This window comes from Amphritea sp. GJ51-11, from assembly GCF_055808735.1.
Map to the genome: position 1 here is coordinate 1791148 of NZ_CM147881.1, position 12368 is coordinate 1803515.

13 protein-coding genes are annotated in these 12368 nt (G+C 49.1%); 11 read left to right on the plus strand and 2 right to left on the minus strand.

What is annotated here, in order from left to right:
* The first annotated feature begins 485 nt into the window (after positions 1-485).
* The 5 genes from mqo (at position 486) to AC0L4K_RS07805 (ending at position 4917) form a co-directional block, all read left to right on the plus strand.
* Positions 486-1982 carry a malate dehydrogenase (quinone) gene (mqo, locus tag AC0L4K_RS07785; protein WP_417227982.1) on the plus strand — a complete coding sequence of 499 codons (1497 nt, stop codon included), beginning with the start codon at positions 486-488 and terminating at the stop codon, positions 1980-1982.
* Between the two features lie 165 nt (positions 1983-2147).
* Complete coding sequence (locus AC0L4K_RS07790) at positions 2148-2729, plus strand: rhodanese-like domain-containing protein (RefSeq protein WP_417227983.1); 582 nt, start codon at positions 2148-2150, stop codon at positions 2727-2729.
* Positions 2730-2789: 60 nt separating this feature from the next.
* Positions 2790-3224: a DsrE family protein gene (locus AC0L4K_RS07795; RefSeq protein WP_473268855.1), complete on the plus strand. Its 435-nt coding sequence runs from the start codon at positions 2790-2792 to the stop codon at positions 3222-3224.
* A 128-nt stretch (positions 3225-3352) separates the two neighbouring features.
* Positions 3353-3919 (plus strand): LON peptidase substrate-binding domain-containing protein, encoded by a 567-nt coding sequence (locus tag AC0L4K_RS07800; RefSeq protein WP_417227985.1) that lies wholly within the window; start codon positions 3353-3355, stop codon positions 3917-3919.
* Entirely contained in the window at positions 3919-4917 is a 999-nt protein-coding gene (locus AC0L4K_RS07805) for a class I SAM-dependent rRNA methyltransferase (RefSeq protein ID WP_473268856.1), read from the plus strand. Before AC0L4K_RS07800 ends, AC0L4K_RS07805 begins: the two co-directional genes overlap by 1 nt.
* 35 nt (positions 4918-4952) lie before the next feature.
* On the opposite strand, the gene AC0L4K_RS07810 is transcribed toward AC0L4K_RS07805, so the two are convergent.
* On the minus strand, positions 4953-5270 hold the full coding sequence (locus AC0L4K_RS07810) for a DUF3301 domain-containing protein (protein ID WP_417227987.1): 318 nt from the start codon (positions 5268-5270) through the stop codon (positions 4953-4955).
* Positions 5270-6133 carry a DMT family transporter gene (locus tag AC0L4K_RS07815; RefSeq protein WP_417227988.1) on the minus strand — a complete coding sequence of 288 codons (864 nt, stop codon included), beginning with the start codon at positions 6131-6133 and terminating at the stop codon, positions 5270-5272. Before AC0L4K_RS07815 ends, AC0L4K_RS07810 begins: the two co-directional genes overlap by 1 nt.
* Positions 6134-6193: 60 nt before the next feature.
* On the opposite strand from AC0L4K_RS07815, the gene AC0L4K_RS07820 reads away from it, so the two are divergent.
* The 6 genes from AC0L4K_RS07820 (at position 6194) to AC0L4K_RS07845 (ending at position 12331) form a co-directional block, all read left to right on the plus strand.
* Complete coding sequence (locus AC0L4K_RS07820) at positions 6194-6904, plus strand: DUF599 domain-containing protein (RefSeq protein WP_417227989.1); 711 nt, start codon at positions 6194-6196, stop codon at positions 6902-6904.
* A 117-nt stretch (positions 6905-7021) separates the two neighbouring features.
* Positions 7022-8929: a molecular chaperone HtpG gene (htpG, locus tag AC0L4K_RS07825; RefSeq protein WP_473268857.1), complete on the plus strand. Its 1908-nt coding sequence runs from the start codon at positions 7022-7024 to the stop codon at positions 8927-8929.
* Between the two features lie 146 nt (positions 8930-9075).
* The gene (gene ercA / locus AC0L4K_RS07830; RefSeq protein ID WP_417227991.1) at positions 9076-10239 is read left to right on the plus strand and encodes an alcohol dehydrogenase-like regulatory protein ErcA; all 1164 of its coding nucleotides are present in this window, start codon (positions 9076-9078) and stop codon (positions 10237-10239) included.
* The gene (locus AC0L4K_RS07835) at positions 10223-11986 is read left to right on the plus strand and encodes a PAS domain-containing hybrid sensor histidine kinase/response regulator (RefSeq protein ID WP_473268858.1); all 1764 of its coding nucleotides are present in this window, start codon (positions 10223-10225) and stop codon (positions 11984-11986) included. Before ercA ends, AC0L4K_RS07835 begins: the two co-directional genes overlap by 17 nt.
* Positions 11979-12203, plus strand: a complete 225-nt coding sequence (locus AC0L4K_RS07840) for a hypothetical protein (protein ID WP_473269263.1) — start codon at positions 11979-11981, stop codon at positions 12201-12203. The genes AC0L4K_RS07835 and AC0L4K_RS07840 overlap by 8 nt, the downstream gene beginning before the upstream one ends.
* On the plus strand, positions 12140-12331 hold the full coding sequence (locus AC0L4K_RS07845; protein ID WP_473268859.1) for a TraR/DksA family transcriptional regulator: 192 nt from the start codon (positions 12140-12142) through the stop codon (positions 12329-12331). Before AC0L4K_RS07840 ends, AC0L4K_RS07845 begins: the two co-directional genes overlap by 64 nt.
* Positions 12332-12368 lie beyond the last annotated feature (37 nt).

Below are 12368 nucleotides of genomic sequence, written 5' to 3' on the forward strand. Positions count from 1 at the left end.
AAGAAGAGGGCGTAGCGAGCTTTTTAATCATTGTTGGGGGAGGTGCTAGCATGGCTGATACGCTGATGATTGGGCTGTTAAGTGGATCAGTGGTCCTGTTTAGTGTTAGTTAGCTTTGCCCATAGGCGGCGATAAGCCCTTAGTTCAAAATTGAGTGTTTGGCAATTTCTCTTTGGTTAAAAAAAGAGGGAATAATTACTACTTTAGGATGACAATAAGCCTAAGGGATGATGACATTTTACCGCGTTGCACAAGATTTTTTCAGAGGAATGCGTATAATCAGCGGCACAGCATAAGCCTGAGGTATTATTGACTGCTTATTAGTACGAGTAAGTCGAGTATCGATCGGGCTGCCGGAGATTGTTTCAGTTATATCAAGCGGTTATATCATTATTTTTCTTGTTGGTATTCACTTGTTTAGCCAAAAGCTTTCTTTCTGAAAGGGTCTCTGCATCCATTATCTATAGTTAAGTGGCGAAGTTTGTATGACCTCAAAATCTGTTGATGTACTGCTGGTTGGTGCAGGTGCGATGAGCACCACATTGGGGGTTCTGCTTAAGCAGTTGGATCCCACCCTGACAATTGCAATGGTCGAACGCCTTGACCATGTCGCTGAAGAAAGTACCGATGCAATGAATAACGCTGGTACCGGACACGCGGCTTATTGCGAGCTCAATTATACCTCTCAGAATGAAGACGGCAGTATCAATACCGACAAGGCATTTGATATTAACGCCGCGTTTGAAAAAAGTTTGCAGTTTTGGTCCTATCTCGTCGAGCAAAAATATCTGCCTGAGCCGCATAACTTTATCAATAATGTGCCTCACCAGAGCTTTGTTATGGGCGAAGAGAATGTGGCCTTTCTGCGTGCCCGCTATGAAACACTGAGCGCAACACCGCAATTTGCTGAGATGGAGTACTCTGAAGATCCTGAGGTCTTACGGCAATGGATGCCGCTGATTATGCAAAACCGTGATACGTCCGAGCCGGTTGCTGCAACCCGGGTGCGTCATGGCTCGGATGTTAACTTTGGTGCGTTGGCGCGTAACATGGTTAACTATCTTGAACAGCAGGATGGCTTTGAATTGTTATTGAGCCATTCCGTTGAAGATATGTCGCAGTACAGTGATGGTGATTGGCGCGTTGAAGTTAAGAACGGCCATACCGGTGAAGCAGAACATATCCGCACTAAGTTTCTCTTTTTCGGGGCGGGTGGTGGCGCATTACCGCTGTTGCAGATGTCTGGTATTCCCGAAGGTGACGGTTATGGTGGTTTTCCTGTCAGTGGTCAATGGTTGGTGTGTAAGAAGCCTGAGATCGTTGAACAGCATATGTCGAAAGTTTACGGTCAAGCGCCTATTGGTGCGCCACCGATGTCGGTTCCCCATTTAGATAGCCGTATTATCGATGGCAAACGTGCTTTGCTGTTTGGTCCATTTGCGGGTTTCACCACCAAGTTCCTGAAAAAGGGCTCGGCGTTGGATATGCCGTTGAGTATGCGTCTGAATAACCTCAAGCCGATTATGCAGGTTGGGGTTAAAAATATGGACCTTACCCGCTACCTGATCAGCGAAGTGATGCAATCCCATGGTGATCGCGTTGATTCTCTGCGTCGCTTTTTCCCCGATGCGAAGGATGAAGACTGGGAACTGTCTTATGCGGGGCAGCGAGTACAGATCATCAAGAAGAACGAACAGGGCAAGGGTAAGCTTGAGTTTGGTACCGAGGTTATCTCCTCTGAAGACAAACGTCTGGCGGCGCTGCTAGGTGCATCACCGGGTGCATCGACTGCTACACCGACTATGATCAATGTGATCGAGCGTTGTTTTCCTGAGCGCATGGCCAGCCCCGAGTGGCAAGCGAAGATGAAGGAGATGGTGCCATCTTATGGTCAGTCTTTAATCGATAATGGCGAATTGCTGCGGAGTATCCGTCAGCGTACCTTATCGACGCTTGATCTTTCTCAGGATTACCAAGCGTAAGCGTATTTAGGCTACTTGTTTAGCTGGCTCGATACGATTTAAGACCACTCTTCGGAGTGGTTTTTTTATGCCCTAAATTTGGCTAAAGATAATTAAGACTTTTATTTATTAGAATATTCTAATATAGTGGTTTTCACCAATAGGATAGACCGGTGGAGACCGATTATGAGAAAAACTTTAATTGCCGCTAGCTTGTTAAGTTGCTTCATAGCGATGCCCTCATTCGCGGCCGATAAGCCTGAAAAAGCGTCTGCGCAAACCACCCTCGATCTTTATGCGACTGCCACTGAAGCTTGGGACATATTGCAGCAGGATAGCAGCGCCATTCTGATCGACGTACGTGATCCTATCGAAATTAAATTTACCGGATTTGCTTCGCCGACCCGCATTCATGTGCCTTGGATGATTGCCGATGCCCGTGTCTGGAATGATAAGCAGGGTTGGGGGATGGTAAAAAACCCTCAATTTGTTCAGCAGGTAACCGAGCAGCTTAAGCAGCTCGGTGCAACAGCAGAAACCCCCATTATTATGATGTGCCGCTCAGGTTCAACACGCAGTGCACCGGCAGTAAATGTCTTGGCCGAGCAGGGCTATAAAAACGTTTGGACGGTGGTCGATGGTTTTGAAGGCGGCAAGCTGAAAGAGGGCGACTCTAAAGGCGTGCGGGCCGCAAATGGTTGGCGTAATTCGGGTCTGCCTTGGAGTTACAAAGTTGATCCTGCGGTTGCATGGCATCCCGCTAAGTAACCTCTATTGATGTTTATGTGATCAAAGAGACGAACGAGTCTCTTTGTATTTTGGAGATACATGATGAAAAAAGTAATAACCTCTGCTGTGATGGCGGCTTCATTAATGACGCCGGTTGTCGCCACTGCCGATGACAGTGTTGATCAAGTGGTTATCACCCTCACCAGTGCGGAACAACAAACCCGTGGTATGGCAATGGTGCTAGGTAATGCGATGCAGGCGAAAGGCGCGCAAGTGAGCGTGCTGTTATGTGATAGTGCCGGAGATATGGCCTTGAAAGGGCATCAATCAGCACCTTTGAAGCCTAAGAATGTAACACCCGAGCAGCTGCTGCAAAAGTTGATGTCGGGTGGCGCTAAAGTGGATGTTTGCGCGCTGTACCTGCCGAACAAGGGGATGGGTATGGATGCGTTGCTAGAGGGTGTCGGTGCGGCTAAACCGGCGGCTATGGCTGACGCATTGATGAACGAAGAGGCGCGGGTGTTTAACTTTTAACACCTTATATCAAAGAAAAAACGCATTGTTGCTGTGATGGCCAATGCGTTTTTTTTGGCGCTAGGGCATTTGTCAGCCGTTATTCGGTTCGCTATCACCATTAAACCGTTACGCTCTATAATGAGCGAATGAAAAAATTACCCTTATTTCCTCTGCCTGTGGTGTTGTTTCCGGGCACAGTGTTACCGCTGCAGATTTTTGAGCTGCGCTATCGGCGTATGGTTAAAGAATGCTTGGCTGATAATAGCCCCTTTGTTGTACTTCAGACACGGGATGCGACGTCTCCCGACAGTGATTTTTATCCTCTAGGCACCCGTGCCATAATTAGTGATTGGCAGCCGTTAGCTAACCAGATGATCGGCATTCAGGTGCAAGGCCAGCAGCGGGTCAGAGTGACTGATATCGATCAGGCTACGGATGGCTTATTGCAAGGTTACATTGAGATCTTAGCGGATAATTCATCGATTAACCTCGAAGAACAATCTGCCAAGCTTGAGATGATTTGCGCGCATCTTCAGCAGCATTCTCTGTTATCATTCGACGCATCCCGGATTAATGTCGACACGGCTGAGCTATTTAGTTTTCAGTTAGCATCGCTATTACCCTTTTCTGGCGCTGATAAACAGCGCTTACTGGAGATTACTAGCCCCCTCGAACGGCTGGAATTGATGGCTACTCTGCTTAAGGAATTTTGATGTTTGATCTGATCCAAGTGGCGCTGACGAATCGCAGTGCGTTATTGGCAACGTTGCACGCTGAGAATAGCGACTGCTATCGCTTGTTTCATGGTGTCAATGAAGGCCGACCTGGTTTAACCGTCGATCGTTATGGCCCGCAGTTATTAATACAGACTTTCCATGAATCGATTAGTGAGGCTCAGGCTGCGGCTATTCATACGCAGGTGGAAGCCTTTTTAGGCTGCGCTTTAACCTGCGTGTATAACGACCGGAGTTCGGCTAATTCCCGCCGGAGTGATGATTTTCGCGTGGATAATTGGGAGGGCGAGGCCCATGAGTTGGGTGTGCGCTACCGGGTTAAAGGTAAGCATGAAGGGCAAGATCCTCTGCTGTTTTTAGATATGCGAGCAGGACGTCGCTGGATACAGCAACATGCGGCGGGTAAGTCGGTATTGAATCTTTTCTCCTATACCTGTGGTGTGGGTGTGGTGGCTGCGGTTGCGGGTGCCAGTCGCGTGTTGAATGTGGATTTCTCCACGCGATCGTTGGATATTGGCCGGCAGAATGCGGAACTTAACGATCTTAAAGCGTCACAGATCAGCTTTTTTCAGAGTGACTTTTTTACTGCCGCCAAACAGTTAGCAGGCATCCCGATTAAACAGCGAGTGGGCCGTGGTCGCAAACCCAAACCTTTTCCTAAAATTGGGGAGGAGCAGTTTGACCTAGTGTTTCTCGACCCTCCTCGGTGGGCGAAAAGTGCGTTTGGTACCGTGGATTTGATCCGCGATTATCCCAGCGTTTTGAAACCCGCTTTATTAGCGACGAAGCCAGGTGGGCAATTGGTCTGTGCCAACAATGTGGCCAGTGTTAGTTATGCTGAATGGCTGGATACCGTGCAACGCTGTGCCGAAAAGGCAGGCTGTCCAGTGAAAAGCATCACGCGGCTTGAACCCGAGACGGATTTCCCCTCGCCTGATGGCCAGTTCCCTCTTAAGTTAGTGGTGTTACAGCTTTGATGCAGTGCTGATAGCAGGGCTTAGACCGGCGCTTGTTAGATGCGATGTGCTTCCAGCGTGATGCCGGTTACCTGTGCGCCGAGTAGGGCGATACGGCCCTTTGCTCGATCATCCCCGGTGGCGGTGAAGTCAAATAGGTAGGAACGCCAAATTTTAATCTTGCCCTGGTCATTGCGTTTTAGCCAGATTCCACGCAGGTAGACGCTCTGATCCAATAACTGCAGATCAAGCTCTTCGCAATGCCGGCTAGCGGCTTTTAGTGCGACCTCTTTTATCTTGAGTGATTGCCACCAGTGCAGTAGCAATAACACAATCAGCGTTAACCAAAATAGATCAGACAGTGCTAGATACATCAATTTTTCTCCCGTCCCAGCCAAACTGAGCCTATACCGCCGCCGATTATCAGCATCGCCCCCATGACGGACATCATATCAGGAACTTGCTGCCAAAAAAGCCAGCCGAGTAAACTGGCAAACAACACGCCAAAATAACTGATCGGTGCAATCACCGTGGCCTTGGCATAACTATAGGCCTTAGTGTAGAGCCACATCACGACCCAGATCGATAAACTGATCGCCAGCATTAACGGTACGCTTACCCATGCAACGGGTTGCCAATCGGCTAACGCTAGCGGTAAAGAGAACAGTGCTGACAGTCCGAAATAGTAAAAAAGAATGCGGTTGGTCGGTTCGGTTAGCGTGAGTTCACGAGTGGTGACAATAGATACCGACAGCAAAATAGCAGAGGCAACCCCGACCAGGTGCCAAGGGTTAAATTCGTTACCTTCGGGTTTAAGTACCAATGCAATGCCGATAAAACCGATGATGACCGGTAGCCAGTTTATCAGCGGCATACGCTCTTTTAACCAGACCAGCACCAGTAAGGGCACCACTAAGGGAGCAGCGTTACGCAGTAAAGAGGCTTCACCGAGGGGGATCTCATTGAGGGCTAAATAGTAGCTGTAAAAACATAGCCAGCCTGATAATCCTCTAATGAGGTGTAGTCCCAGCTTATCAGTTTTAAGTGCTTTTACGCCGTGGCGGCCAAGCCAGGGCAGCATAATTAAGGTGCAAAGTAGGTACTGGACTAATACGATCTGCTCAATGGACACGAACGCGGCGGTATATTTTGTGGCAGCGGCGGCCAAACTCATCACCAAGGTGGTGGCGAGGGCAAAAGAGGCGCCTAAGAGAAGCTTAGAATATTGGCTGAGCAAGGTTGTCTATCCTGTTGTTTTATTTACAATGTCACTACGTTTTAATTTCCGGGAATACATATGGAACCGCTGCTAGGCTTTCTCTATTCGAACTGGCTTAACCTGCTGGCATTGGGCTGGTTTCTACTCTGTTTTAAAGGCTATAACACCTATTCCCGGCGCCGAGCCCGAGACAGTCACTGTCTGGCGAGCGTGATGCATAATTATCGTCTGGAATGGATGACCCGCATGTTGCATCGTGAGGTGCGTATTGCGGATACCGCCGCCGTGGCTAATTTGGAGCGTAGCGTATCATTTTTTGCATCCTCCACCATGCTTATTTTAGCGGGCTTGATGACGGTATTAGGTTCAACCGATAAGGCGATTGATGTTGTCGGTGATTTTCCGCTGGCCATGCATGCCACTAAAGCGGAGTGGGAACTTAAGCTGTTGGTCTTGATCGGTATGTTTGTCTATGCTTTTTTGAAGTTTACGTGGAGCCTGCGGCAGTATGGCTTTACCTCGGTGATGATCGGTGGTGCACCGCAGCCAAGTGACGCTGAAGAGCCCGAGATGATCGCCCATGCCACACGCTTAGCTATTATGAGTTCGATGGCGGCGAATAATTTTAATCTAGGATTACGCACCTATTATTTCAGTTTGTCGGTGTTGGCCTGGTTTATTAATCCCTGGCTGTTCATGCTGATGGCCAGCGGAGTGGTGGTTATCCTCTATCGTCGGGAATTTAATTCCAGCACCTTGCGTCAGTTGGTGATCAGTCGGACCGAATAATTTGTACCCCATTTCACTTTCGGCCCCTTGAAAAGAAAGGGGCCGGCCCCATCTTTAGGTTCAACGGTTTTCGTTTTAACAGTAAATCTTTGTAACAGTAAGATTGGGAATTGATAGATGAGCACAGAAACTCAGCAGGAAACACTAGGCTTTCAAACTGAAGTGAAGCAACTGCTTCACCTGATGATTCATTCTTTGTATTCAAACAAAGAGATCTTTCTTCGTGAGTTGATCTCGAATGCTTCGGATGCCGCAGATAAGCTGCGCTTTGAAGCGTTATCAAATAATGATTTGTACGAAGGCGATGGCGATCTGCGTATTCGTGTCGAATTCGATAAAGAAGCTAACACCGTTACTATCGATGATAACGGTTTGGGTATGAACCGCCAGGATGTCATCGAGCACCTGGGGACGATTGCTAAATCAGGTACGTCTCAGTTCTTGTCTGAATTGAGCGGCGACCAAAAGAAAGATTCTCAACTGATTGGTCAGTTTGGTGTGGGCTTCTACTCAGCGTTCATCGTTGCTAAAGAAGTCGAAGTGATTACCCGTAAAGCGGGTGAACCTGCAGGCAATGGTGTGCGTTGGGTTTCTCAAGGTGAAGGTGACTTTACCGTTGAAACCGTTGAAAAAGCACAGCGTGGTACCACCATTATTCTGCACCTGAAAAATGAAGAGTCAGAATTTGCGGATGGCTTCCGTCTGCGTACGTTAGTGCGTAAATATTCCGATCATATTTCACTGCCAGTGATTATGCAGAAAGAACCTGAACCGGTTGAAGAGGGTGAAGAGCCTAAGGCACCGGAAGATGAAACCGTTAACTCTGCTACTGCGCTTTGGACTCGTTCTAAAAGCGATATCAGCGATGACGAGTTTAAAGAGTTCTACAAACATATCTCCCATGACTTCCAAGACCCTATGAAGTGGAGCCATAACCGGGTTGAAGGTAAGTTGGATTACACCAGCTTGCTCTATGTCCCGGCTCATGCTCCTTATGACTTGTGGAATCGTGATACTCCGCGTGGCTTGAAACTCTACGTTCAGCGGGTCTTTATTATGGATCAGGCAGACCAGTTCCTGCCGATGTATCTGCGCTTTATTAAAGGTGTGGTTGATACGAGTGATCTGTCACTCAACGTATCCCGTGAAATCCTGCAGAAAGATCCGGTGGTTGATAAGCTGAAAACTCAGCTGACAAAACGTTCACTGGATATGCTGGGTAAACTGGCTAAAAACGACCCTGAGCAATACGCTAAGTTCTGGACCGAGTTCGGCGAAGTACTGAAAGAAGGTCCGGCTGAAGATCACGCTAACCGCGAAACCGTGTTGAAGCTGCTGCGGTTTGCATCGACCCATAACGATTCGTCTGAGCAGAGTGTTTCGCTGGAAGATTACGTTTCTCGGATGCAGGAAGGTCAGGACAAGATCTACTACGCCGTCGCTGAGAACTACAATACCGCTAAGCATAGCCCACACCTCGAAATCTTCCGTAAGAAAGGTATCGAAGTGTTGCTGATGTCTGATCGAGTTGATGAGTGGCTGATGAGCCAGTTGTTCGACTTCGACGGTAAGTCATTCCAGGATGTCAGCAAGGGCGAACTGGACCTAGGCGAAACCGAGAACGAGGAAGAGAAAAAAGCGCAGGAAGAGACTGCAAAAGAGATGGAAGGTCTGACCGAACGTCTTAAAAACAGTCTAGAACAGCAAGTCAGTGAAGTACGTGTAACTCACCGTCTGACTGACTCACCTGCCTGTGTTGTACTGGGGGCTTATGATATGGGTCTGCAGATGCGTAAGATCATGGAAGCGGCGGGTCAGGCTGTGCCTGAGAGCAAGCCCATCTTTGAAATTAACCCAGAGCATCCGCTGATCAGCAAGCTGGATAACGAAGCCGATGAAGATCGTTTTGCTGAGCTGGCACTGGTCGTGTTTGAACAAGCACAACTGGCCGCCGGTGGTCAGTTGGATGATCCTGCAGCCTATGTTAATCGTCTGAATAAGCTGTTGCTTAACCTGATTAACTAAGCGGTTATTCTCGCTATGACTAAAGGCGGCCTTCGGGTCGCCTTTTTTATGTCTGCAACACTGATATAATCACCGACTATGTGTGCATGATAAGATGTAAAACGATAATAAAATGAGTGGCTTATCTGCCTTGATCAGGAACCGACATGAGTGATGATATCGCTAACCTGCGTAAGTTTGTGGCACCTGAAATTGTCTTTGGCGCGGGTGCTCGCAAAACAGTCGCTAATTTTGCCCGTTCATTCGGCGCCCGTAAAATCTTATTAGTTTCCGACCCCGGGGTTGTCGCCGCGGGTTGGGTTGATGAGGTAGCCCAGGACCTGAGGCTGGCAGGCTTTGACTACGAGCTCTTTACCGCGGTGTCACCAAACCCACGCGCTGAAGAGGTGATGAAAGGCGCTGAGATCTACAGTCAACAAGGTTGTAATCTGATTGTTGCGGTGGGTGGTGGCAGCCCTATGGATTGCGCTAAAGGGATCGGTATCGTCGCCACTCATCATCGCCATATTCTCGAGTTTGAAGGGGTGGACACGATCGAGGTGGCTATTCCACCACTGATTTTTATTCCCACCACTGCCGGCACTTCCGCTGATGTCTCCCAGTTTGCCATCATCTCTGATCAACAAGAGAAGATGAAAATCTCTATTGTCAGTAAAGCGGTAGTCCCCGACGTCTCGTTGATCGACCCTGAAACCACCATTACGATGGATCCCTTTCTCACCGCCTGTACGGGGGTTGATGCGCTGGTGCATGCGATCGAAGCCTTTGTCTCGACCGGCTCAGGCCCACTCACCGATATGCATGCCTTGGATGCGATCAAACTGGTGAACGAAAACCTGGTGGCATTAGTGAAAGACCCCACCGATCTCAAATTACGCGAGCAGGTAATGCTCGGCAGTATGAAAGCGGGGTTGGCTTTTTCTAATGCGATTTTGGGTGCGGTTCATGCCATGTCCCATAGCTTAGGAGGCTTTCTCGATCTGCCCCATGGGATGTGTAACGCTATGCTGCTTGAACATGTTATCGGTTTTAATTTTCGGTCGGCGGAAGATAAGTTTCGCGTCGTCGCTGAAACCATGGGTATTGACACCCGAGGGATGAGCAATGCGATGGTGCATAAACGTCTGCAGGAAAAAGTGATTAAGCTGAAGCAGGATGTTGGGTTAGTCGAAGGGCTGGCGGCTCGGGGCGTTAATCTTAGTGATATTCCTATTTTGTCGGCTAAAGCGATTCAGGACCCCTGTATTTTGACCAATCCGCGTAAATCCAATAAGCGGGATGTCGAGGTGGTCTATGAAGAAGCGCTCTGAGGTGAGCTATTCGCCCAGTGACCGGCTCACGGTAGAACGCTTAATGGGGCTGGGTGGTCAGTCCGCGCGAAAGAGCCACTACCCTGAGTTGGTGGCCAAAATTGAAGAGTTGGAGGCCGAACGCAACCGCTATAAGTTGATCTTTGAGCATGCCCAACACGGAATATTTCAGGCACGTCTCAATGAAGGGCTGATTACCGCTAATCCTGCGCTAGCGCGAATCTGTGGCTATACCGACCCGGACCAATTGTGTAATCGGGTCGATTCGTTTGCGGGGGATCTCTTGTTTGATGCCGATGAGTATCCGTTGTTTCTCGGTAAATTGCAGCTGCACGGTAAGTTGTTTGGCTATGAAACTCAGCTAAAGCGGCAAGATGGTAGCGCGGTAGATGTTTCGTTAAACGTGTTGTTAAAACAAGATGACAGAGGGGATCTACTGGAAGCCTTTGTAGCGGACATCACTGAACGTAGGAAAGCGCAGAATAAACTCAAAAAGCTTAACGAAGAGTTGGAACAGCGCGTCGATGACCGTACCGAAGAGTTGGTTGCGGTGAACGATAAGTTGCTGAGTGAGATAAGCGAACGTAACGTGATCGAACAAGCGTTAAAGGTTGCGCGGGATGCTGCCGAACAGGCGAATAAGAGTAAAGACAAATACCTCGCAGCGGCCAGTCATGACCTATTACAGCCATTGAATGCGGCCCGCTTGCTGGTGTCTACTCTGCAAGAGCGGGAGCTCGCTCAGGATAATAATCATCTGGTTGAGCGGATTCATATCGCGCTGGAAGGGGCTGAAGAGCTACTCAGCGATCTATTGGATATCTCTCGGCTGGATCAAAATGCGGTGCAGCCGGATCTGATCAGTATTCCCGTCGATTATCTGTTTCGGATGTTGCAGGTGGAGTTTCAGCCGGTGGCCGAGCAGCGCGAAGTACAACTCAAGGTATGTGGTAACCGTCTGAATGTGCAGAGCGATACCCGTTTGTTGATGCGCGTATTGCGTAATTTTCTGAGTAATGCGTTTCGTTATACCCCCGAGGGCAAGGTGTTATTGGGGGCGCGCCGGCGTGCAGATCGGCTCGAAATTCAGGTCTGGGATACCGGTCCTGGTATTCCCGATGATCGTCTCGATGATATTTTTAGAGAGTTTCAGCAGATCGATCATCAATATCAAACCGGCCGTAAAGGGGTCGGGTTGGGATTGGCTATTGTTGAACGAATAGCGGGGATGTTGGATCACCCCATCGGAGTGCGTTCACAGTTGGGTCAAGGCACTATGTTCAGTGTATCTGTGCCAATTAGCGGTGAGGTGGTTGAACCGATTCTCCAGCCACAACAACTGCCGCAACACGACCTCAGCGGCCGCGCTATTTTAGTGATCGATAACGAAAACGATATTTTGGTCAGCATGAAGGCGCTGTTAGAGCAGTGGAACTGTCAGGTTTATGTGGCGATAGATGCCAACGAGGCGATTGATAGCTATCTTAGTGAAGGGTTAATGCCCGAACTGATTCTGGCCGACTTTCACCTTAATCATGATACGACCGGTGTTGCCGCCGTGGCTCAGGTGCGTGAGTTTGCGGGGGCGGCTATCCCGGCGGCCATGATTACCGCCGATCGCTCACCCGAGGGGCGTAAACTGTTTCGCGCCCACGGTTTGCCGGTGTTAAATAAACCAGTAAAAGCGGGTAAGTTACGGGCCTTGGTAAGCCATTTGTTGCAGCAAGGGGGAAATGTCGATGGATGATCAGCCGCAGGCACAATGCCAGGCCGCCTTGCAGGCACTGAAGGCTGAGCTCAACGAAGAGATTATCAACTTAGAACTCAGTGCTCAGCCGGTGATTTTAGATCAGCAGGCGGTTGGGCGGGTTTCCCGAGGGGTGCGCTGCAACAACAAAATATGGCGCTGGCAAATCTCGAACAGTGTCGCCGCCGGTTGCATGAAGTGCTGCATGCCGAATTGAAATTTAGCGAAGCTGAATACGGCTATTGTGAAGGGTGCGATAAGCTTATCAGCCTCGCACGGTTGCTAGCCCGCCCCGATAGTCGTTTCTGCCTTGATTGCCAGTCAGCGGCAGAGCAGACACACTGATGTGTGGCTTACTCCGTGGTGGGCTTTGCACTTGTGC

What these genes read in the sequence shown, in the direction of transcription:
- mqo (WP_417227982.1), top strand. Translation starts at nt 486, where the DNA reads ATGACCTCAAAATCTGTTGATGTACTGCTGGTTGGTGCAGGTGCGATG.
- AC0L4K_RS07790 (WP_417227983.1), top strand. Translation starts at nt 2,148, where the DNA reads ATGAGAAAAACTTTAATTGCCGCTAGCTTGTTAAGTTGCTTCATAGCG.
- AC0L4K_RS07795 (WP_473268855.1), top strand. Translation starts at nt 2,790, where the DNA reads ATGATGAAAAAAGTAATAACCTCTGCTGTGATGGCGGCTTCATTAATG.
- AC0L4K_RS07800 (WP_417227985.1), top strand. Translation starts at nt 3,353, where the DNA reads ATGAAAAAATTACCCTTATTTCCTCTGCCTGTGGTGTTGTTTCCGGGC.
- AC0L4K_RS07805 (WP_473268856.1), top strand. Translation starts at nt 3,919, where the DNA reads ATGTTTGATCTGATCCAAGTGGCGCTGACGAATCGCAGTGCGTTATTG.
- AC0L4K_RS07810 (WP_417227987.1), bottom strand. Translation starts at nt 5,270, where the DNA reads ATGTATCTAGCACTGTCTGATCTATTTTGGTTAACGCTGATTGTGTTA.
- AC0L4K_RS07820 (WP_417227989.1), top strand. Translation starts at nt 6,194, where the DNA reads ATGGAACCGCTGCTAGGCTTTCTCTATTCGAACTGGCTTAACCTGCTG.
- htpG (WP_473268857.1), top strand. Translation starts at nt 7,022, where the DNA reads ATGAGCACAGAAACTCAGCAGGAAACACTAGGCTTTCAAACTGAAGTG.
- ercA (WP_417227991.1), top strand. Translation starts at nt 9,076, where the DNA reads ATGAGTGATGATATCGCTAACCTGCGTAAGTTTGTGGCACCTGAAATT.
- AC0L4K_RS07835 (WP_473268858.1), top strand. Translation starts at nt 10,223, where the DNA reads ATGAAGAAGCGCTCTGAGGTGAGCTATTCGCCCAGTGACCGGCTCACG.
- AC0L4K_RS07840 (WP_473269263.1), top strand. Translation starts at nt 11,979, where the DNA reads ATGGATGATCAGCCGCAGGCACAATGCCAGGCCGCCTTGCAGGCACTG.
- AC0L4K_RS07845 (WP_473268859.1), top strand. Translation starts at nt 12,140, where the DNA reads ATGGCGCTGGCAAATCTCGAACAGTGTCGCCGCCGGTTGCATGAAGTG.